Genomic DNA, 21528 nt, shown 5'->3' with positions numbered 1-21528 from the left:
CGTGGGCAGCGAGAGAGGAGTTGGAGGTAAGCGAGGAGACAGAAGCAGGGCAGGGAGCAGAGCAGAGCAAAGCGAAGCGAAGCCCGAGGAACAGGGGCCAGCATCACACTGAGGCTGAAAGGAGGCTTGCTACAGCTCCGTTCCATTCGCCGACGGCAGTGGTCGGGTTGGGGAGCCGGACAGGCAAGGCAAAGTCAGCGTGAAGACCGACCCTTTATCCTGCTCGCTGTGCACGTTCAGCTCGCCCTGATGGGCGCGGGCGATCGCCCGCGCAATGGCCAGCCCCAGGCCAGCCCCCGGGATCGCGCTCCCGTCCGCGCGGCTTGGCGGAATATGGCGACCGCGATAAAAACGCTCAAAAATATAAGGCAGATCTTCGGGAGCAATGCCTGGCCCATTGTCAATCACCTGGACCTCACCAACGTCGGCGTGGCGATCCAGACGAACGATCACCTGGCCCTGGGGGGAAGACCGTCCATACTTCACAGCATTGTCCAGCAAGGCCGCCAGCGCCTGCTTCAGACGATCCATATCGCCGTGGACAACCAGCCGCTCCTGAGTAGCCAGCTCTAACTGAATACGGGGTCCCTGCTCACCGGCGAAGAGGCGAGCCTGCTCAACGCTCTCAACGGCCAGCTCCACCAGATCCACCGTACGCAGCTGGAGAGGACGACCCTCCTCAAGGCGAACCAGCGTCAGCATATCGTTGATCAGGCGAGTCATGCGCTCGGACTCATTCTTAATCAAGCGCAGAACGCGCTGAAGCAGCTCAGGATTCTCCAGCGGGCCGCGCAGCAGCACCTCTGAGAGGCCACGGATCGATGTCAAAGGGGTGCGCAGCTCGTGAGAGGCGCTACTGAGGAGACGCTGGACGCGGGCCTCGCTCTCGCGTTGATGGGCCGTGGCCAGCTCCACCTGGCCAGCGAGCGCATTGAGGCTCTGGCCCAGACGAGTCAGCTCATCGGAGGCAGGAGGCGCAGAGGAAGAGGGCAGCACCGCGCGCTGGCTGAAGTCCCCCCGGGCCAGAGCCTGAGCGACCTGAGCCAGCTCCTGCAAAGGGCGCAACAGCAGGGCCGTTGCCAGCGTGCTCAAACCTCCAAGCAGCAACACCAGCAGCCCATAGCCGCACACGAAGGCGAGCGGCGTATTCAGCGACCTCACGTGAGCAAGCAAGAACAGCAGCAGAGCCATCAACGCCAGGCCCAGGGCCAGAATCGCGAGCTGCAAGAGAGCCAGGCGTAGACCCAAACGATCTAGCGGCAGGCGCACAGAAGCAGCCAACAGCGGGCCGCTGGTCAGGGAAGGCCGCTGGAGGGCGGCCAGAGCGCGCACCTCAGCCTGACCAGCGGTCTGCTCGCTGGTCTGCCCCTCCCGAGCCGTCTTTCCTTCCGCTAATGGCTCCTTCGTCATCTTCTTGTGATCTGTGGGCCCATCGGGAGCTCCTTCCGTGCGTATCCTTACTGTCCCTCGCTCGGCTGGCATAGCAGCTATCCCTGGCCTTTCAGAATATAGCCGACCCCGCGCACTGTCTGAATCAGGCGGGGGGAGCTAGGGGTATCTTCAATCTTCTCGCGCAGATAGCGCACATACACCTCGATGATATTGGTCTCCCCCAGGAAATCGTATCCCCAGACACGATTGAGGATCGTCTGCCGATCCAGCACCTGGCGTGGATGAGTCATAAACAGATGTAACAGATTATACTCGGTGGCTGTCAGCTCGATAGAGCGATTGCCGCGGCGAACCTCGCGCGTAGCCGTATTCATCCAGAGGTCCTCGAACTGCAGAATATGCGCAGAGTCGGGAGAGCCAGCGTGCTGGCCGTGTCCGCTACGGCGCAGGCGGCGGAGGATCGCGCGTATGCGTGCGACCAGCTCCTCGAAGCTGAAGGGCTTCGTCAAATAGTCGTCGGCGCCACTATCGAGACCCTGCACCCGATCGCGCACATCGTCTCTGGCCGTCAGCATCAAGATGGGCACATCGCTTGTCACTGGATTCTCGCGCAAGCGACGGCAAACCTCCAGACCATCCATATCCGGCAGCATCAGGTCCAGAATAACAATATCGGGATCACAACGCTGTGCCGCCGTCACTCCCTGCTCGCCGTCGGGGGCCGATACCACCTCGAAGCCCTCGTAGTGGAGACCCAGCTTAATGAACTCGATAATCGACTGCTCATCGTCGATCACTAGCGCCTTGAGGGGCCGTTTCTCCTGATCGGTGCGTTCGTGAACCACTTGCGGCATGGCTTGCATCCTTCTGGGTGGGATTCAATTTTCATTATAGTTACCACACAGCAGGAGTGCAAGGCAGGTGCCAGCAAGGGTGGCTTGAGTGGACCCGGCGCCGATAGTCCGCTCAAGCTCAGCAGCTTTGGCCGCCACCGTAGGTTTTTCACCTATCCCTCCCACGAGAAAGGCGATAGAAGAGTTTCAGTAAAAGAACGGAAGCGTCTTGCGTTTTGGCAAAGTGTTTCTCATTGTCTTATCCTGTTTAATGGTAGCGATCTTAAAAAACTCTTAAGAGCGCTGCACATTGATTGACAAGTGAGAGAGGACTCATTACAATGGTATTGATAGAGACGGCTCACGTAATCAGCAGGAGGCAGATTCATGGCAGTTGTGCATCCCGACTTCTATCGTCATGATCACCTCGTCCGCAAATCAATTCAAATTCCGTTGAACCAGCACCAGGAGTTGAAGGCGCTGGCGATGGAACTGGACTCTTCCCTCGGGGATGTTGTGGAGACAATTATGGAACTCATGCGCCGGGATAACTACCAGCAACTGCGTCAGGCGATCCTCCAGAAACGCGAACAGGCTCTTTCCTCCTTGACTCACTCCCTCGACGAAGCGTATGCTTATCTAGGATCTCTCCCTGAAACTCTCGAAGAAGCCCGATTTTATTTTGAGGCCGGGCGTGAAGGTATCGTTGCATGAGTAATGAGGCCAGGCAAGCATCGCCCAGCCCCAGCCATAGCGAGGATTCTACCAACCGAATACGTGAAATGCCCAGTCCCAGGCGCGGCGAGATCTGGGATGTCAATTGGTCTCCCGGGCGCGGCGCGGAGCAACAGGGTATCCGCCCTGCCTTAGTCATTCAAAATGATCGAGGTAACGCCTCCCCCACTTATCCTTTGACGATTGTTGCCTCGATGAGCCGTACGGAGCGTGAGCTGCCCCTGCATGTGCGCATTGCGCCCACGCCTGAAAACGGATTGACCGACTTCACCGATGTGAAGTGTGAGCAGATCATGACCATCGAGAAGTCACGCTTGATCCGCAAGCGTGGGAGCATTACCAGGGAGGAACTCGCCCGCGTCGACATGGCGCTCAAAATTAGCCTTGATCTGCTCTCCTGAGCAGCCGGGAAGGAGAGCGGCCTTGGTCTCTGGCCCTCAGCTCCTCGACTGACCCCTTGGCCTCTGGCCAGAGAGGAAGCTTCCCCAAGAGCAGCCCAAGGTAGGGGCTCCTTTACTCTCTGCTCGTGTAGACGTTGGTGGCCCTCGTGCGCTCTGCCAGCCCCCTTCCTTTCCTCTGGCTGATCTCCTTTCTCTAGATTGGCTGGTGTGGGCCAACCGCCAATGTGCTACAATAATGGCCAGATGTTCAGGCAAGACCGCAGGAGATGATCAGCTATGCAGCAGAGAACGGTCGGAACGGTTGATGTGAAGCGCAGCTTCCCCGAGATGCTCAAGGGCGGTGTCATCTGCGACGTTGTCAATCCAGAGCAAGCCAAGATCGCTGAGGAAGCCGGGGCTGTGGCGGTCATGGCTCTGGAGCGGGTACCCGCTGATATTCGCGCTCAAGGCGGCGTCGCGCGCATGACCGATCCCGAACTCATCATTCGCATCAAAGAAGCAGTAACCATTCCCGTCATGGCCAAGTGCCGCATCGGCCACTTCGTCGAGGCAGAGATCCTGCAGGCCATTGGCGTTGACTGCATTGATGAATCGGAAGTGCTCACGCCTGCCGACGAGCAGTTCCATGTCAATAAACATTTGTTCTCGGTGCCCTTTGTCTGTGGGGCGCGCGACCTGGGTGAGGCTCTGCGGCGCATCGGCGAGGGGGCGGCCATGATCCGTACCAAAGGCGAGGCTGGCACTGGCAATGTCGTGGAGGCGGTGCGTCATATGCGTGCCATTCAGGATGGCATCCGGCGCCTGCAGATGCTTCCCGAGGAAGAGCTAATGACCGAGGCCAAGCGCCTGGGAGCCCCTTATGAGCTGGTTTGTCAGGTAGCCCGCACGGGCAAGCTGCCTGTGGTCAACTTCTCGGCGGGCGGCATTGCCACGCCGGCGGATGCGGCGCTCATGATGCGTCTGGGGGCCGAGGGCATCTTTGTCGGCTCCGGTATCTTCAAGTCCGGCGATCCCCTCAAGCGGGCCCGGGCCATTGTGCGCGCGACCACCCATTTCGATAATCCCCAGATCCTGGCCGAGGTCTCGCGCGATCTGGGCGAGCCAATGGTGGGCCTGAACCTCGATACGCTGCCTGAACAGGAGCTGATGGCCCGCCGTGGCTGGTAGCTATTGAGGGGAGAGCGACCTGTGCCTGGACTGGCTCGCCAGCTGAGCGCAAGGCAAAGGAATGGCCAGAGAAAAGAGGAGCCGCCAGGCTGCGGGAGCGCAGTCCCCCATCCGCTCCGCCGGCTCAGTGCCTCGTTCCCAGAGCGAGGCGAGGCGAGTCGGCGGAGCGCCTTTTTCCATGCGGGATGAAAAGCGACGGTCGTGGGCGTTTTCTCTCAACAGAGAGTCTGGGCAGCACAACCAAGGAAGGAGGGGGCGGTGCAACGGAAGAAGGTGGGAACCGGGCACCGCGCGAGTAGACGATGATCCACAATGGACAGGAACGACCGCTGATCGGTGTGTTGGCTCTCCAGGGGGATTTCGAGGCGCATCTGAAGGCCCTTTCCAAGCTGGGTGTGGCTGCACGCGCCGTAAAACTCCCTGAGCATCTGGCCGATTTAGATGGTATAATAATACCCGGTGGGGAGAGCACCACTATCGGCAAGCTGATGGTTGAGTATGGCCTCGATAGGCCGCTGAAAACCTTGATTGAGCAGGGACTCCCCGTCTGGGGAACCTGTGCCGGCTTGATTCTGCTGGCCAAAAAGACGGACAATGCTCTGGAAGGCCAGCCGCTGCTGGCTGTGATGAACATCGCTGTCCGTCGCAATGCGTTCGGTAGTCAGCGGGAAAGTTTTGAAACTGATCTGTCGATACCCGTGCTGGGTGAAGCACCATTTCACGCCTTCTTCATCCGCGGGCCAGCCATTATGGAGGTAGACCCGGGTGTAGAGGTGCTGGCAACGCTCGATGATGGAACCATCGTCGCTGTCCGCGAAGGCAACCGGCTGGGTACCGCTTTTCACCCGGAGGTTTCCAGAGATCCGCGATTCCATCATTACTTTCTCCGCCTAGTACAGAGCGTTCGAAAGTAGAGGCGTGGCGACGCGACCAGGCGGTAGGCCCCGTTACCCGTTCCTTGCCAGACGACGACAACGACGACAATAACAACAACGAGAGAGACGCAGGGTTGCTCAACGGCGGGGCGGGAGCACAGGAAGCGAAGAGGCGGGCGCGCCGAGCCTGGCACGCGCCACTGAGCGTGGACGAAGTAGAGAGATCTGCCTCTGCTTGGCGCAGGAGCACTGATGATACGACCGGTACCCTACGTTGACCTACCGGGAATCATCTACGCATTAGATCAGCGCGCTCGCTTGCGACAGCGCGCACTGGCGAACTTCGTGTGCTGGCTGGAACCGGTGGAGCACCGTGCTTCATGGCCTCCTCTCCTGCGCAATATCTTTCCTCTCGATCCGGTTGCACGTACCTGGCTGTGTGAAGATCGCTGGCGCATCTTAGGATTCGCCCAGGTACGCGAGCGCCCATCGGGAACGATGTGGGAGCTGACCTATCTGGCCTCAATGCTCCAAAGCGCCTTCTCCGGCGAGGATGTCCTCACGGCCTTGCTTGACTATGTCCTGGAGATGGCCGCCTCCCACGGCGTGCTGCGCCTCTTCGCCAGAGTCGAAGAGGCACAGCCGGAATTGGAGCTGTTCGCTCGCAGCGGCTTCCAGCGCTATACGCGCGAATTCACCTATGTCTTGGGGTGGGAAGATGAGAACGAAGCCGCTGGACCCGGCGAAGCGGAGGTCAGCGCCGCGCCCAAAACCAGGCCGCCCTCCCCTGGGCAGGTACTCAGCTCGACTTCAGCTGAGCACCTGCAGGAGCTAGCTTCATTGCAGCGCTGGAGCCGTCATCATGTCTGGGGCCTGCACCAGCTCTATCGCGCCGTCACTCCCCAGCGCGTGCAGATGGCCGAGTTGCTGGAGAATAGCGAGGAGTATGCCCGCCTGCTCGTCGGCTCGCAGCGTTCAGGACTCCTGCCCCTTGGACGCAAGTGCGAGACCTACGTCTGTGATATGGGGGTGCGCCTGGGCGCCTGGCTTCAGTTGCGCCGGGGGCGCGGGACCAGGCCGCATCAGCTCTCGCTGATTGTTCATCCAGAGTATGCTGATCTGGCTGAGCCGCTCGTTCGCTTCGCCTGTCAGCGCCTGCTGGAGAGCGACAGGCGCCCAATCTATTGTCAGGTGCGCGAGTATGAGGGCGCCGTCATCAATGCTCTGCGCGCCAGCGGCTTCGCGCCCAAAACCACCAGGGTCTTGCTTGTGCGCCACATGGCCTATCTGGCTGTGAGACAGCGCGTCGTTCCTGCATTAGAACAACGAGTAATCTATGGCGTGAAGGGCCTGGGTACGGCCAACTCACGCCAGACTATGAGGTGATTAAACTGTCTATGCACAATGCGATCACTGACGATCTGGAGGCTCTGCTGGAGGCTCTTCCTCCCAGCATCCACGAAGCGGTCGACCGCCTGGAGAACCGCGGTGAGCTGCTAGAGATCGTAATGGACCTGGGGCGTCTGCCCGAGGCCCGCTTCCCGGATGGAGAGGTGATCCTGAGCGACCAGCCCATCACCTATGCCGATCTTGAATACGTCGTTGAACATATCGGCGAGTTCGGCGATGACAACCGCGCCGGCATCGAGCGCACGCTCCACCGCATTAGCGCCTTGCGCAATCGGAAGGGGCGCGTGGTCGGCCTGACCTGCCGCATTGGCCGCGCGGTGCTGGGCAGCATTGCCCTGATCCGTGACATCGTCGAGCAGGGCCAGTCGATTCTCATCCTTGGTCGCCCGGGCGTAGGCAAGACGACGCTGCTGCGCGAGATCGCGCGCGTGCTGGCCGATGAGGCCAATAAGCGGGTGGTGGTGGTCGATACCTCGAACGAGATCGCCGGCGATGGCGATATCCCTCATCCCGGCATCGGGCGCGCGCGACGGATGCAGGTGGCTCATACCTCGATGCAGCATGCAGTCATGATCGAGGCTGTGGAGAACCATATGCCCCAGGTGATCGTGATCGACGAGATCGGGACAGAGCTGGAGGCGCAGGCGGCGCGAACGATCGCAGAACGTGGCGTCCAGCTGATTGCAACGGCGCACGGCAACTCGTTGAGTAACTTGCTGGTTAACCCCACGCTCTCCGACCTGGTAGGCGGTATCCAGACAGTGACGCTCGGCGATGAGGAGGCTCGCCGACGCCATACGCAGAAGAGCATCCTGGAGCGTAAGGCCCCCCCTACCTTCGATGTGGTGGTGGAGCAGCAGAGCTGGCAGGAGCTGATCGTCCACCGCGATGTGGCGGAGACGGTGGACAATCTCTTGCGCGGCCAGCCGGTAATTGCTGAGGTGCGGACACGCGATGAGGAGACAGGACAGGTCTCGGCGCGCCGCGTGACGATCGGGGGCATGGAGCTGCCAGCCTGGGGCAGCGGCTCTGGCTCGCTCTCCGGACGCCAGGGGGGCTATCTCCCTTTCGAACGCCCGGCGGGCGGTTGGAACAATCTGCGCCGACTCGGCCAGGTGACCTGGCGCGACGTCGCCACGGCTGATCCTTTGCGCCGCAATGGACAGTCACCACTGCCTGCACTCGCGCCCAGCGGCCTCGCTGCCAATCTGCGCCGCTCGCCCTCTAGCCTGGTCACCCTGAGCAATACCGCTCCAGCTCTGGCCTCAGAGGAGGCTCTCACTGCCGATGAAGAGACTCAGCAGGCCCTGACTCTCTCTCCCCCCAGGCCGATCCGTATCTATCCCTTCGGGGTCAATCGCGATCGCCTGGAACAGGCCGCCCGCCAGCTCGGGGTGCCGGTGATCATCACCAAGAATGAAAATGAAGCTAATGCCGTTATCACGCTTAAGAATTACTATCGCCGCCAGCCCGAGCGCTTGCAGCAGGTCGCTGATGATCAGAAGACAATTATTATTCTGAAGAATAATACAGTAGCGCAGATGCAGCATGCTCTGGCGCGCATCTTCGCTCTCCCCGAGGAGGAGGACGACGACGAGGGAGGCTCTGGCTCCGCTGGCTCGTTAGCTGGCCTGGCTCAGGATGATGAGACCCGGCGCGCTCTGCTGGAAGCAGAGGACGCTATTCATCGCCTCCTGAATCATGGGCTAACTGCCGCCGAGCTGGCCCCGGCCAATGCCTATGTGCGTCGGCTGCAGCATCAGCTCGCCAGCCGCTATAACTTGTTCTCGCGTAGTCGGGGCAAGGAGCCGAATCGGCGCGTGAAGATCTTCCGCAGTTAAAGGATAAGAGGCTGCGACGGCGCGGCACGGGCCCACTCCTCCCGCGCATTTGCTGGCTCGCCGACACTGCTAGCTACAGGCGGAGAGCAGCGAATCAAGGAGGAGCAGCCCGCTGCCGCGCCGCCCTCTGCCCGGCTGCTTCGGTGCCGCCGGGCCTGGGGCTGGTTTGCCTCTCTTCTCCCTTGTCCTCTTGCGCTTCAGACGAGTGCTGCGCTATAATAGCCCCAATTCGGAGGAGGGGGATGAGTGGCATGCGAGCCTGACCCGTCAATAGCTGACAGGAAGCAGGCGGACCGGTCAATCTGGCAAGGCTCAGGATGGCTTTGAGGGAGGAAGAGAAGAAGATCCGTCGCCCGTGCCCCAGCGCAGCGCCGCGCTGAGGGCAGAGGTATGAGCAGGAGAGAAGAGGAGAGGCCAGGGAGAGAAGGCAGGCGCCAACCACAATGTCGTGGTCAGGTCCAACATTCTGCGAAAGGAACTATGCCACCTATGCGCGTTATGAACGATGATCATGCCACCGGTACCGGCGAGCCCGCAGATAGGAGAGGAACACCTTCGGTCACTCCTGCTGCTATCCTGTCGTCCCCTGCAGCTTTCCCCGTGACGATTGCCGATATCTGGGAGGCGTATAAGCTTCTGAAACCGCTGCTGCACCACACTCCATTGACCCCCTCGCGCACGCTCCGGGAGATAACCGGTGCGGAGGTCTATTTGAAGGCCGAGAATATGCAGCGCTCTGGCTCGTTTAAGGTTCGTGGGGCGAGCTTTAAACTCTCACGCCTGAGCGAGCAGGATTATCAGCGTGGCGTGATTGCGGCTTCCGCTGGCAACCATGCCCAGGGCGTGGCCATTGCCGCGGCCCAGCATAAGATTCCCTGTACGATTGTGATGCCGGAGACTGCCCCCCTGGCAAAGGTGATGGCGACCCAGGGCTATGGGGCCGAGGTGGTGCTGCATGGCTTTACTTACGATGATGCCTATCAGCGCTGCCTGGAGTTGCGGGAGCAAACAGGAGCCACCTTTATCCATGCCTTTGATGATCCTGATATCATCGCCGGTCAGGGGACGCTCGGCCTGGAGATGCTCAGCGATCTTCCCGATGCCGATGCTATCCTGGTCCCCATCGGGGGTGGCGGCTTGATCGCAGGTATTGCCATCGCCGCCCGTGCTTTGCGTCCCAACATCACCATTATCGGTGTGCAGGCTGCCGGCGCCCCTAGCTGCCGTAGCTCGCTTGATGCCGGCAAGCTGCTGGAGCTGCCAGCCATTACGACGGTCGCCGATGGTATCGCGGTCAAACGCCCCGGCGAATTGACCTTCTCTGTCATCCAGCGCCTGGTTGATGAGGTGGTCCTGGTTGACGATGAGGCGATTATCAGCGCGGTCCTCTTTCTCATGGAACGCTGCAAGATGCTGGTCGAGGGAGCGGGCGCTGCCGGCGTGGCCGCTTTGCTAAGCGGTACTGTCAAGCTGCCAGGCAAAAAGGTGCTGGTTCCCCTTACAGGAGGCAATATCGATATCAACCTCGTGGGCCGCTTCATCGAGCACGGCCTGGCCGCCGCCGGTCGCTATTTTGTGATCCATACCCGCCTGGAAGATCGCCCCGGTGAGTTGATGCGCTTCTTGGGCATCATCGCCGATATGCGCATCAATGTGATCGATGTGCGCCACCAGCGTATATCGAGTCATCTTCCAATTATGCAGCGAGAGGAGACTCTGACGCTGGAGACACGTGATCGCTCCCAGTGTGAGCAGCTGCTGGAGCGTCTGCGTGCTGCTGGCTACGTTGTGGAAGAGGCGCAGTCCCTGGATTAGGTCAGGTGTGTTGCGCTAGCGGTCGATCGTTGGCCCTGAGTTCTGGGGTCGGTGTTGGCCATTGTTCCGAGTTGGCCATGCCTGGGTCTTCTCTCCCTCCCTATCACTGCGCAGCTTCTCCTCCAGGATGTCCTGACTGCTGCGTTAAATCCTGTGGGGAGGTGGTAGTAGGAAGAGGTGCGGCCTGCTCTTGCTGGAAGGCGGCTGCGGAGCGTCAGAGCAAGGGGCAGCGAGGAACCTGGCGAAGGCACAGGTGATGTAATGAGCCTCTGCTGCTTTGACTTCTTGGCCTCCTGATCTCCGGCTCTGGCGTGGGTGAAGCCCCTTCGGTGAAAAAGCCAATTGCTATGCTTTGTTTGCTCCGTTATAATGGCAAGCGAGTGTTAGCCCAAGAATGGACAAGAGCCTGCAGCGAGATCAAGTAGTCAAGAGAAGGAGCCGGGGAAGATCATGGATGCTGTCAACAGTTCGTCGGGCCTGGCCACCCTGCGTTTTCTGACCGGCCCGTTGGCGGGGACGATGGTGCAAATCGTCAAAACAGTCACGACCCTTGGGCGCGAGCCGAGCAACGATATTGTAATTTCTGACCCGACGGTTTCGCGCCAGCATGCTCGTCTGCTCTGTGAAAACGGGACCTGGATCATCGAGAAGCTGAGTTCCCAGAATACGCTGACCGTCAACCAGCGACAGGTACAGCGGGAGACCATTCATGATCGAGACACGATCGGGCTTGGCCCGGGAACAACCTTTCTCTTTCTGGTAGTGGCTGGGCAGGCTGGGAACAGTGGTGGGAGCGGGGGAGGGGTCTCGCTGCCTGCTAGCGGAGGGGGGGCAGTCAAGAGCGATGCCGGGCAGCCGCAGGCAGTGGTGACGCCGACGCCCGTTCCCGGCGCGCAGCCGGGGAGTGCTCCGATCGCGGGGCCGGGTCCGGTGCCTGCTGGAGCGGTGCCGGTTGCAGGTGAAGGACGGACTGAGCGAGTTGATTCCGAACTCTTCAAGGCCCAGCTGGCGGGGATGGTGGCCGCGGGCGTGGGGACGCCCCAGGCGCCCCCGGGCTCCCAGGGCGTCCCATCCCTGGAGATCAGCAGCAACGTGCGGCGGGAAAAGCTGGTCTACCCGCTGAATAAGCCGGTCATCAGCATTGGACGCGATCCCTCCAACGACATTGTCATTCCAGAGCCTATCATCTCAGCCTTCCATGCCCAGATCGTCTTTGACGGCAACCAGCCCTATATTGTCCATCCGCATCCGGCGCGTGGGCGAACGCTCAACGGCCTGCTCTATCGAGGCCAGCGGATTCGTGGTGACGAGCAGTTTCGCAAGCCGCTAGAGCGAGGCGATATTTTCCGCATCGGCGACGAGCATGGTACCCTGATCACCCTGGCCTACAACGATGGCAGCGGCCAGGTACAGGAGATGCTGCCCGAGATTCACCCGGTGCCCCTGGGAGCGCCGGTCATCACTATCGGGCGCCATCGCGATAACGTGCTCGTCCTCAGCCATCCCCAGGTCTCGGGCCATCATGCTCGCCTGGAGCGCCTGGCCGATGGCAGTTATCGCATCGTCGATCTCGGCAGTACCAACCATGTCTACGTCAACGGGCAGCGCGTGAGCCAGCGCCTGCTGACGCCCGGCGACGAGATTCGCATCGGCCCTTTCAAGCTGGTCTACACTGGCACGGAACTGACGCAGCACGACGAGAGTCGCAGCATTCGCATCGACGCCCTCCGTCTAAAGCGCTATGGCACGCATCACATGCTGCTACTGCAGGACATCTCGCTAGTGATCCCACCGCGCAAATTTGTGGCCGTCGTCGGCGGCTCGGGGGCTGGAAAATCGACGCTAATGGATGCTCTCAACGGGCTGCGACCGGCTCAGGAAGGGCTGGTCCTCTACAACGGCCAGGACTACTACAAGAACCTGGCTGCTTTCAGTACGCAGTTGGGCTATGTACCCCAGGATGACATTGTCCATCGCGACCTGACGGTGGAGCGCGTGCTCTACTACGCTGCCAAGCTGCGCCTGCCCGAAGATTTCACCCACGAGCAGATTCAGAAGCGCATCGAAGAAGTGCTGGAAGACGTCGAAATGACCCATCGGCGCCAACTGCTCGTGAGCAAGCTCTCCGGCGGTCAGCGCAAGCGCGTCTCCATCGCTATGGAGCTGTTGGCGAATCCGAGCGTCTTCTTCCTGGATGAGCCGACGTCGGGGCTAGATCCTGGACTGGACCGCAAGATGATGCTGCTGCTGCGTCGCCTGGCCGATAAGGGCCACACCATTATTCTGGTGACGCATGCAACGACCAATATCAATGTCTGCGACTATATCTGTTTTCTGGCCCCGGGCGGCTACCTGGCCTATTTTGGACCTCCCGAGGAAGCCAAACAGTTTTTTGGGCGCAGCGACTTCGCGGAGATCTACAGCCTGCTGGAACCGAGCGATGACAATCCCAATATCCCCCAACAGGCGGCGGAGCGTTTCAGGCAATCAGCCGATTACCAGAAGTACGTGACCATGCCGCTGAACACGGGACCGGCGGGCCGTCTCAATCAGCCGGTGGCCCAGACTGCCACCGTCAAGCCGCCGAAGCGCGGCAATCCCTGGCGGCAGTTCTGGCTGCTCTCCTTCCGGTATCTGGAGTTGCTCAAGAACGACGTCGGGAACCTGCTCATTCTGCTCTTACAGGCCCCGGTGATTGGCCTGATCCTCTTCTTCCTGGCCGGGCACGGCACCTTTGATTCGAGCAGCATCGCCAGTTGTCAGACGAATCCACCGCCGTCGGGCCTGCCTGCCATTCCGGTCACGGTCCCCAACGGCAACAGATACGACTGTCAGAACGTTGTAAACGCTCTACATACCCCCCAGGGTCAGGCCCTGCTGGCCCAAAAAGGGCTGACCGAGGATCAGGCACTGAACTACTATATTACGCCCGGCTCGGGCGGCGATGCTCAGAAGATCCTCTTCATCATGGCTTTCGCCGCTGTCATGTTCGGGTGTATCAATGGCGCGCGTGAGATCGTCAAAGAGGCGCCCATCTATCGACGAGAACGGGCGGTGAACCTGGGCATCATTCCGTACATGTTCTCGAAGATCGCAGTGCTGGGCCTGCTCTGTCTGCTACAGAGCCTGGTGCTGGTGGTGATGGTCGATCTGAAGGCTCCCTTCCATCAGGGGGTCTTCCTGCCGGTTGGCTTGGAGATCTACATTACTATGGCCCTCACCTCGCTGGCGGGCCTCATGCTGGGGTTGACCATCTCGGCGATCGCTCCCAATAATGACCGGGCCATGAGCTTTGTCCCCATTGTCCTCATCCCCCAGGTCATTTTCTCGGGCATCATCTTTGCCCTCAATGGGCCGCTCATGCAATTCCTGGGCTCCTTCTTTGCGGCTCGCTGGGCGATGGCCGCGCTCGGCTCCTCGATCGGACTGCATGGCGATAAGCTCGGGGCCGACGACTTCTCCTTTCATGGGACGCTCTTCCCAACCTACAGCGGCCATAGCCAGGCGGAGGCCGTTTTCCATCTGCTCTTGACCTGGTTTGCCCTGGCCCTGATGAGCGTCATCCTTGCCCTGCTAATCGCCTACTTCCTGAAGCGCAAAGATGTACGGCGCTAGCCGCAGTGGCGGCGGCTGCATCAGGAACGAACCCAGACAGCCAGACAGCCAGACAGACAGACCAGGCCGGCGGGAGCAAGGGACGTCTCTTCCCATCACCCTCCCCGCCTACCAGATAAAAGAGTGAAGGAATAGCAAGGAACAGCGAGCAACGACGATAGGATATCGGGCATAAAGGCGAAGAGGGGCGCATGGTACTTCTTGGCATCTTGCTTGATCGCACTTTTCACCTTATGTTATTGTAACAATGTTCTTATCCGGGTACACCCGGGCCAGTTCTGGGAACAATGAGTGAGCGAGCGAGCGGACGGGCAACAGGGAAAGTGCTAATCAACAGGCGTATTATCGTCGGCATTTGCGGGGGAATCGCCTGCTACAAAGCTGCTGATCTGGTGAGTAAGTTGCAGCAGGCGGGAGCGCTTGTTGATGTGATCATGACGGAACGCGCTGAAGAGTTTGTTCGTCCGTTGACGTTCGCTGCTCTCAGTCATCGGCCCGTCTATAGCGATCTGTGGCAGGCGGCAGAACATGCCGCCGAGTTGCACATTGAGCTGGCGCGCGCTGCCGGGCTGCTGGCGGTAGTGCCGGCGACGGCCAATACGATTGCCAAGCTGGCTCACGGGATCACCGATAATTTGCTAACGGCGGTAGCCCTGGCAACCCGGGCCCCGCTCTTGTTGGCCCCGGCGATGGATGCTGAGATGTATGAGCATCCGGCGACGCAGGCGAATCTGGCCCTGCTGCGTGAGCGTGGGGTCCATGTGGTGCCACCGGAGGTCGGGCATCTGGCTTCTGGGGCGATCGGCCCTGGGCGCCTGCCAGAGACGTCGGTCCTGCTGGGAGCTGTGCGCTGGCTGCTGGGCCGCACTGGCGACCTGGCGGGTCGGCGCGTCGTTGTTACTGCTGGTGGCACTCGTGAGCCGCTCGACCCGGTCCGCTTCCTGGGGAATCGCTCTTCCGGCAAGATGGGCTTCGCTTTGGCCGCCGAAGCCCTGGCCCGTGGCGCTCAGGTGCGGCTGATCTCCGCCCCAACGGCGCTGACTCCTCCCTATGGAGCGGAGTTTGAGGAGGTGGAGACCACCTTTCAGATGCTGGAGGCTGTCCGCCGGGCCGTTGCGACGGCTGATGTCCTGGTGATGAATGCGGCAGTGGCCGATTTCCGTCCCGCTGCCCCAGCGCCGCGCAAGATCAAAAAGGAGGAGCTTAGGGCCGGCGAGGACGCGCGCGCCGCTGCCCGGTCTGAGGCCGAGGAGGAACTGACGCTGCGCCTGGTGCGCAATCCCGATATTTTGCAGGAACTCGCACACCTGCCTGCCGCACAGTCAGATACCGCTGCTGCGGCCCTGCCTGCGCTAGCGTCACCGGCAGAGGCGCCTGAGGCCTCGCTCTCGCACTCGTCGGATAGATCTGCTCGCCCACGCCGCCTGATCCGCGTTGGCTTCGCCGCCGAGACCCATGACGTGCTCTCCTACGCCCGGCAGAAGCTGGCGCAGAAGAGCCTGGATCTCCTGGTCGCCAACGATGTGACTCGCCCCGATAGTGGCTTCGGCTCCGATACCAATAAGGTCTATATCTTCCACGCCGGTGGCGACCTGGAAGAGCTGCCAGTCATGCCGAAGGAGGAGGTCGCGGCTGCCATCTGGGATCGGGTCGTCCCTTTGCTGGGGACGAACTAAGTTGGGAGGACGTGGCTTTGTGATGGGTGCTTTTCTCTTAGAATTGTTGGGTACACGGAGTACGCAGGAGGAGTCCGCTATGGAACGCAGTGCTAGTGCTGGTTTCGAAGGCATCGCTCAGCTGCTGCTGGAGCAGAAGAAGTTGATGGAGGCCCTGGAGGCCGAGAACCGCGAGCTGCGCCGCCAGCTCGCCGATCTGCGCCGCGGTATCGGGATCGCTGTGGTGATCGAAGGAAAAACGATTCAGCTGGCTACCGAGCAGCCAATGGCTCAGTCCCAGGCCGCCCTGCAGAGCTTGCAGAATCTCCAAAGCGCTCCAGTAACGCCGGCTACAGCTCAGAATGCCAGTTACCCTTCTCAGCCTATGCGCCAAACTGGTAGCCAGCAGTCGGTCAATTTGAGTGAGAAGCGGGAGAATGGCAACAACCGCAGCCCGCTTGCTGATAGCTTTGTTCTCTAGCTCGCCCAGTTCAAGCCAGCCTGGCTGCCCTGCTCAGCTGGCCGATTGGTCAGTGGGGAAACCTGCTGAGAACCTGGCGCTGCGCTCGTGAGCTGGTGGCTAACGGTCAGAAGAGGAGTGCGCCGCGCGCTGCCTGTCCGCAGGCCAGATCGATGGGCTGCTTCCCGCTCTGGCTTGCTGCTCTGCGCTGCGCTCTCTTGTGCTGTGCTGATGATCGCTGCTGAAGAGGTGGGTGCTGGAGGAGACCCTCAGCGCTTCTCGCAGCTCTGTCTGTAGGTCAGTTGTCTGTCTTGTCCCGCGTTGCGCTGGCCCGCGGTTGGGGGTCTCTTTGCCTTCGTCTGATCGGCACTGCCTCGGTTGAGGCTCCAGGCTTGCTTGTAGCCCGCGGACGACGCCGGGTCTCAGGCCCGACACAGTCAGCCCTGGCCTCGTTGCTTCCTGCTCGGCTCTACTCTGGCATTGTGTGTGGCTCTGACTCAGCTCTGCTCTGATGGCAGACAAGCTGGAGAAAGGGGGGGATCTCTCAAGGTCCCGTGCCGTTGGCGTGATCTCTCCTCCTCCACCTCCTCCTTTCTTTCCCCTCCTTGACTGCCCCTGCTCACCCCTGGCACGGCCCGGAGACTCGCCCTTGAGTCCAGGGCTTTCTCAACGTTTATATTCTCAGAGGAGAGTATGCCCTTTGGGGCTTCGCGGCGCTCTCTGCTTTCTTGTCTTGGGCTTGTCTACTTTGGTGCTTCTCTATGGATGGGTCCAGTGGATCAGTGCGCTGACAGCGCGACATCAAGGAAATGCAGCGGACCAACCCTATGATCAGTGGCTCGCTCTCCGGAATCTGCTTGCCTGTCTGCCGCTGCCTGGGCCTGGCGCTTTGGCTGAAGCCGGTGTCTGGAACGGCATGGCGGGAGGTGGATCGCCAGAGCAGGGCGCTGAATCAGAGAGAAAGCAGGGCAGCAAGGAAGTGATGGCTGTGGCTGGCTGCAATGCTCTTTATGTGTTCTGAGAGGCCGGGCAGGGATGAGCAATGTGCCCCCTTACGCTGAGCTAAGTTGGCTGGTGTTAGATCTCGCCTGACCTATTTGAACCTACCAACCAGGGAGGTTTTGCTGATGATCTGTCCCCGTTGTCAAAGTCAAGTCGCCGATGGGGTTCGTTTCTGTGGTACCTGTGGGCTGCCGCTGCAGCCGGCGGGGAGAACACCCGCGCCGCCCACGTCTTCGCCACCTCCGGCTGATCCCTACAGTGCTCCTCAAGGGGGGTATGTCCCCCCCAACCAGTATGAGGAGTATGGCAGCAGTCCCTTTGGAAATGCCGTACCTCGGGCCGAGCTGCACAACCCGCGCGGCCCTCTGCAGGTAGCCGACATGACCATTTCTATTGAGGGTGAGCTGGTTCCGGTTGTCGACATCATGCTCGGCAGCCAGATGCCTATCTACTTCGAGCATCATATTCTGCTCTGGAAGCATCCTGGCGTGCAAGTCGGCTTCAAGTCTCTCAAAGGGGCGGCCCGTCGCTTCTTTGCTGGACTGCAGATTTTCATGACCGAGGCTTACGGGCCGGGCAGTATTGCTTTCTCGCGGGACTCGGTGGGTCAGATTGTGGCGCTTCGCCTTCAGCCTGGTCAGACCGTTGAGGTGCGTGAGCATCAGTTTCTGGTAGCGACCGGCAATATTGACTACGACTTTACCTTTGTTCAGGGAGTCGCCAATATTCTGTTTAGTCGCACAGGTTTCTTTATCGATCGCTTTACCGCTATTGGCAGCGAAGGCGTTCTCTTGCTGCATGGCTACGGCAATGTCTTTGAGAAGATGCTTGCGCCGGGCGAGGCGCTGGACATTGAGCCGGGGGCCTGGCTTTGGAAAGATCCCTCGGTCCAGATGACCGTGACGACCGTGGCCGGCTCACAGCGCGGTGGCGGCATTCTGGGCGCCATTGGTGGTTTTGTGGCGGGCGCCTCGATCACGCTGAATCGCTTCATTGGGCCGGGCCGGATCGGCATCCAGTCCATGACGTACCATCCGCCACAGAATGAAGGCGCTCCCCAGGCCGGAGGCACCAGCAACTTTGGCGGCCTGGGCAGCTTCTTCAGCTGAGTTGATCTCGGCTGGGGGAAGGAGGCGGGAGCCGGGCATACAAGCAGTGCAGCAGCGAGCGGAGGAGGAAGGCGAGGCTGGATAAGTGGAGCGATAGCGGTGAGGGCGGTCCCTCCCGATCGCCGCTGAGGCCCTCTCTGCTCTCTGGCCCGGCTCCCTCCTTTTCTCAGCGGCTCAGAGCCGCCGCGGGCCGATCTCTGCCTCTGCCTTCTGGCTGTGGGGGTCCTATCTCTTGGTAGAGAGGGGGAGATAGCGGGACTAAGAACTTGCCCGCCCCTGGTCTTTGTCGCGACTCATCCGCAGGACCTTGAGCATGTACTGCTCCGAGTTCAGATAGTAGGGGTTGCGTTTGATATATTTTCCGACCACGGAGATAGGATGCAGCTTGAGCAGCTCGGCCACCAGGCCGGGCATCAGCTTGCTCTGGTCATAGTGCATCAGGGCGATGATGGGCGCATTCTGGAAAGTGAAGACGGCGTCAGAGGCCGCTTCATACTTGAGGATCTGCTCCGGGGTCGCCACGTCGCTGGTGAGCCAGCTCATGTCGATGGAGATGCGCACGGCTTTCCAGCCTTCGCGCAGCGCCTGGGCGATGAAGGTCTGATGAGAGGAGAGCAGAAAATAGGGATCGAAGCGGGCGCTATGCACAAGGAAGCTCTCCCGCTCCTCATGCAGGACTAGCTGCCCGCTGGCGAGCGTGGCATTGACGTCGACGTTGAGCTTGGCTAATTCCTCTCGCAGCTCCTGAACCTGGGCGGGGGCGGCGGCAAAGAGACACTTTTCCGAGGCTGTTAGACCGACTCGGAGGAGACGCGCCGTCACGCCTGGAATCTCTGACACTTGGCGATAGAGCTGACAAATGTGGGAGCCAGGAGGAATGCGCTCGGATTTGCCCTCGACACTAAGATCCATACCTACCTCCACGGTCTTCTCCTTCTGCTGCTGTCTGGCGTCTCTGGCTGAAACGACCCTGCCGCTCCTGGCGAAGCCTCGCGGCTCGGTTGTTGGTGGCGATGACGACCAGGCTCAAGAGACCGAAGACCATCACACCTGATAAGAACGTAATGAGTACCAATAGAACGATGCGCTGCGGAGAGAAACCGAGGAGCAAGGACAGGACGAGCGTCAGCAGCGTCATGGACACAGGGATAACCAGTGCCCAGGCGATGATGATGCGCAGGCTCTGTTTGATCGTCAGCGTCTCTCCGCCGCTGTAGGGGAAGAAAATCCGCCGAAACAGGGAAGAGCGCGCGCGCTCTTGTCGCTGTTGCATAGGGCTAACAAGATCCTTCCTGCCGGTGCCGCTGTTGTAGCCAGCGCTGCAAAATGGCCTCCGCCTGGTAGAGAATATTGACCTCGTTCTGATACGTCAGGAGACGGCAGGCTTCGCCCAGGGAGAACCAGCCGACGCGGTCATATTCGTGGTCGTGTAGCGTGATATCGCCACCAATGGCCTCCAGCAGGAAATGACGCACCTGCTTGTGATAGCGGATGTGGTCGCGCACGAAGCGATATGAGATCGTGCCAATGTAGGCGATCAGGCGCACTTGCAGGCCCGTCTCTTCCTGCACCTCGCGCAAGGCCACTTGCTCGATCGTCTCACCGGCATGCGGCGTCCCCTTCGGCAGCACCCAGATTCCCGGGTGGCTCCGACCGACCAGGGCCACCTCGATGCTCATCCCTTCGCTCCCAACCAGCCCCCTGAAATTGCGCACCGCTTTCCCCTGAGCGGATCGCTCTCTGGCGTAGTGCTGTTGTTGCCACTGTGACTGCTGCTGCCTTCGAGCTAGCGGGGCAGGGGCAGGAACCAGGCGGAAGACGACGCCGCCGGCTGAGTACGCGCGCAGCGTACGATAGTGCTGATAGCGATCCCAGCCCCGAGCTGTTTCCTCTCTATGCCATCGCAACTTCGCCCCACTCCTCCTTACTGCGAATACTGCTGCTGACCGTTGTATGCGCATTCTTGCCAGTCAGTCAACAACAAAAGAATTGGGCGCGACCTGAGAGAGTCGCGCCGCGTACTGATACCTGCCAGAGCGTTGACGCAGCGCGAAACCTCTTCCTAATAAGGGGGAACAGGTTGCGCCGCTCCTTATCGTGGCAGTATAGCGAATGCCTTGACATGTGTCAAGACAGCATCTGTCGGACCGCCTCCAAATTTCTGGGGGGTACATCGGGGGGGACAGCGCAGCCTGGGGCCAGGATGAAGTGCTCGCCGTTGGTCTGCTCCAGGGCCTGCTGCGCCTCCTCTTGCACCTGATCCGGGGTACCGGTGCGCAGCACGGTCTTTTCGCTGATGCCGCCCATCACCGCTTTACCTGAGCGGCGCTTCCCTTCGCGCAGGTCGGGGTTTCCCTCCAGAGTGGCGGCCCAGCTAATAGCGTGGACGGGGTAGTTTGCCAGCAGGTCGAAGTAGATGCGGGGGCCACAGTTATGCAGAATAGTGAGCTTGCTGCGTCCCTTGATGGCATCCAGGAACTCCAGGTCATACTGTTCACCAAACTCGCGGTACTGATCCTGGGTGAGCAGGCCCTCGCGGGCCCAGCCGTTGGTTGCGTAGAAGATGCCGCTGGCTCCCTCTTCCATGCAGGCAATGGCGAACGTGATAAAGGTTTCCAGGATAGTACGCAGGCCCGTATGGAGGGCCTTACGATCTTCGCGGATGCTCTGCAGTACCGCCTCGGTGCTGTTGCCGGCCAGGTATTTGGCCACACCCAGCGGGCAGAAAATCGTCTGAACAAAGTAGGCGTCGTTCCCGAGATGGTACTTGATGAGCTGCAAGGCCCGTAGCTGTTCGGCCAAGGCTCCCTGGGTCGGCTCCAGCGGGCGCAGCCGCTTCCAGTCCGCTGTGCTCTTGATGGGAGTATCCTCGAAGATCGGTGGCTTGTATTTGTCGCCGGAAGGGCGCACGCGCACCTTCCAGCCCTCGACATGATAGGAGGCACGCGGATTGACCTTCAGGAAGTCCCAGTCATAGCGCGTGAAGTTCTCGATCATGGCTTCGACAAATGTCTGCATGTTCCACTCGCGCTCGTAGTCGTGCCCCCACATGCTCACTGGCACACGATCGACCGGCTTACCGCGCAAAGCGGCGTCAATACGTTCCTTTTTATTCAAGGTCTTTCCCATCCCCTCTAGATAAGATCACTAACTGGATAGCAAACGATGCTGACTGATGGCCCTGGTAGACAGCAGCTTGTATGCCGCTCTTTCGTTCC

General features: G+C 60.4%; 17 protein-coding genes. 11 read left to right on the top strand and 6 right to left on the bottom strand.

Features of this window, described 5'->3' with window-relative positions:
• Positions 1–129 precede the first annotated feature (129 nt).
• A complete protein-coding gene (locus tag N688_RS21415; protein ID WP_052891182.1) occupies positions 130–1410 on the bottom strand; it encodes a HAMP domain-containing sensor histidine kinase in 1281 nt (426 codons plus the stop codon).
• 77 nt (positions 1411–1487) lie between these two features.
• Complete coding sequence (locus N688_RS21410; protein WP_052891181.1) at positions 1488–2246, bottom strand: response regulator transcription factor; 759 nt, start codon at positions 2244–2246, stop codon at positions 1488–1490.
• A gap of 366 nt (positions 2247–2612) precedes the next feature.
• On the opposite strand from N688_RS21410, the gene N688_RS21405 reads away from it, so the two are divergent.
• The 11 genes from N688_RS21405 (at position 2613) to N688_RS21350 (ending at position 18310) form a co-directional block, all read left to right on the top strand.
• Positions 2613–2939, top strand: coding sequence for a hypothetical protein (locus N688_RS21405; protein ID WP_052891180.1), 327 nt, complete (start codon positions 2613–2615; stop codon positions 2937–2939).
• Positions 2936–3361 (top strand): type II toxin-antitoxin system PemK/MazF family toxin, encoded by a 426-nt coding sequence (locus tag N688_RS21400; protein WP_081839112.1) that lies wholly within the window; start codon positions 2936–2938, stop codon positions 3359–3361. The genes N688_RS21405 and N688_RS21400 overlap by 4 nt, the downstream gene beginning before the upstream one ends.
• A 276-nt stretch (positions 3362–3637) precedes the next feature.
• Entirely contained in the window at positions 3638–4528 is an 891-nt protein-coding gene (pdxS, locus tag N688_RS21395) for a pyridoxal 5'-phosphate synthase lyase subunit PdxS (protein ID WP_052891178.1), read from the top strand.
• Between the two features lie 302 nt (positions 4529–4830).
• Positions 4831–5442 (top strand): pyridoxal 5'-phosphate synthase glutaminase subunit PdxT, encoded by a 612-nt coding sequence (pdxT, locus tag N688_RS21390; RefSeq protein WP_052891177.1) that lies wholly within the window; start codon positions 4831–4833, stop codon positions 5440–5442.
• 213 nt (positions 5443–5655) lie between these two features.
• Positions 5656–6789 carry a hypothetical protein gene (locus N688_RS21385; protein ID WP_052891176.1) on the top strand — a complete coding sequence of 378 codons (1134 nt, stop codon included), beginning with the start codon at positions 5656–5658 and terminating at the stop codon, positions 6787–6789.
• 11 nt (positions 6790–6800) lie between these two features.
• Positions 6801–8654, top strand: coding sequence for a R3H domain-containing nucleic acid-binding protein (locus N688_RS21380; protein WP_052891175.1), 1854 nt, complete (start codon positions 6801–6803; stop codon positions 8652–8654).
• A 489-nt stretch (positions 8655–9143) separates the two neighbouring features.
• Complete coding sequence (gene ilvA, locus N688_RS21375; RefSeq protein WP_202901986.1) at positions 9144–10469, top strand: threonine ammonia-lyase; 1326 nt, start codon at positions 9144–9146, stop codon at positions 10467–10469.
• Between the two features lie 450 nt (positions 10470–10919).
• A complete protein-coding gene (locus N688_RS21370; protein ID WP_052891174.1) occupies positions 10920–14084 on the top strand; it encodes an FHA domain-containing protein in 3165 nt (1054 codons plus the stop codon).
• Positions 14085–14371: 287 nt separating this feature from the next.
• A complete protein-coding gene (gene coaBC / locus N688_RS21365; RefSeq protein WP_081839111.1) occupies positions 14372–15760 on the top strand; it encodes a bifunctional phosphopantothenoylcysteine decarboxylase/phosphopantothenate--cysteine ligase CoaBC in 1389 nt (462 codons plus the stop codon).
• 79 nt (positions 15761–15839) lie between these two features.
• Complete coding sequence (locus N688_RS21360) at positions 15840–16220, top strand: hypothetical protein (protein ID WP_052891172.1); 381 nt, start codon at positions 15840–15842, stop codon at positions 16218–16220.
• Positions 16221–17326: 1106 nt separating this feature from the next.
• Entirely contained in the window at positions 17327–18310 is a 984-nt protein-coding gene (locus N688_RS21350; RefSeq protein WP_052891170.1) for an AIM24 family protein, read from the top strand.
• A gap of 258 nt (positions 18311–18568) precedes the next feature.
• Here N688_RS21350 and N688_RS21345 read toward each other — a convergent pair whose 3' ends face one another.
• The 4 genes from N688_RS21345 to N688_RS21330 all read right to left on the bottom strand — a co-directional run bounded on the left by N688_RS21345 (position 18569) and on the right by N688_RS21330 (position 21427).
• The gene (locus N688_RS21345; RefSeq protein ID WP_052891169.1) at positions 18569–19222 is read right to left on the bottom strand and encodes an MEDS domain-containing protein; all 654 of its coding nucleotides are present in this window, start codon (positions 19220–19222) and stop codon (positions 18569–18571) included.
• Positions 19212–19583: a hypothetical protein gene (locus tag N688_RS21340; RefSeq protein ID WP_052891168.1), complete on the bottom strand. Its 372-nt coding sequence runs from the start codon at positions 19581–19583 to the stop codon at positions 19212–19214. Before N688_RS21340 ends, N688_RS21345 begins: the two co-directional genes overlap by 11 nt.
• 4 nt (positions 19584–19587) lie before the next feature.
• On the bottom strand, positions 19588–20217 hold the full coding sequence (locus N688_RS21335) for an NUDIX hydrolase (RefSeq protein WP_052891167.1): 630 nt from the start codon (positions 20215–20217) through the stop codon (positions 19588–19590).
• Between the two features lie 220 nt (positions 20218–20437).
• Positions 20438–21427 carry a uroporphyrinogen decarboxylase family protein gene (locus N688_RS21330; protein WP_162179607.1) on the bottom strand — a complete coding sequence of 330 codons (990 nt, stop codon included), beginning with the start codon at positions 21425–21427 and terminating at the stop codon, positions 20438–20440.
• Positions 21428–21528 lie beyond the last annotated feature (101 nt).

The sequence above is a fragment of the Thermogemmatispora carboxidivorans genome (genome assembly GCF_000702505.1).
Lineage (GTDB): Bacteria > Chloroflexota > Ktedonobacteria > Ktedonobacterales > Ktedonobacteraceae > Thermogemmatispora > Thermogemmatispora carboxidivorans.
Note: the sequence above shows the minus strand (reverse complement) of the source record. Positions and strands in the feature narration are given on the sequence as shown.

Bases quoted from the DNA above. Each gene is read 5' to 3' on its own strand.
- N688_RS21415 (WP_052891182.1), bottom strand. From the start codon at position 1,410: ATGACGAAGGAGCCATTAGCGGAAGGAAAGACGGCTCGGGAGGGGCAG.
- N688_RS21410 (WP_052891181.1), bottom strand. From the start codon at position 2,246: ATGCCGCAAGTGGTTCACGAACGCACCGATCAGGAGAAACGGCCCCTC.
- N688_RS21405 (WP_052891180.1), top strand. From the start codon at position 2,613: ATGGCAGTTGTGCATCCCGACTTCTATCGTCATGATCACCTCGTCCGC.
- N688_RS21400 (WP_081839112.1), top strand. From the start codon at position 2,936: ATGAGTAATGAGGCCAGGCAAGCATCGCCCAGCCCCAGCCATAGCGAG.
- pdxS (WP_052891178.1), top strand. From the start codon at position 3,638: ATGCAGCAGAGAACGGTCGGAACGGTTGATGTGAAGCGCAGCTTCCCC.
- pdxT (WP_052891177.1), top strand. From the start codon at position 4,831: ATGATCCACAATGGACAGGAACGACCGCTGATCGGTGTGTTGGCTCTC.
- N688_RS21385 (WP_052891176.1), top strand. From the start codon at position 5,656: ATGATACGACCGGTACCCTACGTTGACCTACCGGGAATCATCTACGCA.
- N688_RS21380 (WP_052891175.1), top strand. From the start codon at position 6,801: ATGCACAATGCGATCACTGACGATCTGGAGGCTCTGCTGGAGGCTCTT.
- ilvA (WP_202901986.1), top strand. From the start codon at position 9,144: ATGCGCGTTATGAACGATGATCATGCCACCGGTACCGGCGAGCCCGCA.
- N688_RS21370 (WP_052891174.1), top strand. From the start codon at position 10,920: ATGGATGCTGTCAACAGTTCGTCGGGCCTGGCCACCCTGCGTTTTCTG.
- coaBC (WP_081839111.1), top strand. From the start codon at position 14,372: ATGAGTGAGCGAGCGAGCGGACGGGCAACAGGGAAAGTGCTAATCAAC.
- N688_RS21360 (WP_052891172.1), top strand. From the start codon at position 15,840: ATGGAACGCAGTGCTAGTGCTGGTTTCGAAGGCATCGCTCAGCTGCTG.
- N688_RS21350 (WP_052891170.1), top strand. From the start codon at position 17,327: ATGATCTGTCCCCGTTGTCAAAGTCAAGTCGCCGATGGGGTTCGTTTC.
- N688_RS21345 (WP_052891169.1), bottom strand. From the start codon at position 19,222: ATGGATCTTAGTGTCGAGGGCAAATCCGAGCGCATTCCTCCTGGCTCC.
- N688_RS21340 (WP_052891168.1), bottom strand. From the start codon at position 19,583: ATGCAACAGCGACAAGAGCGCGCGCGCTCTTCCCTGTTTCGGCGGATT.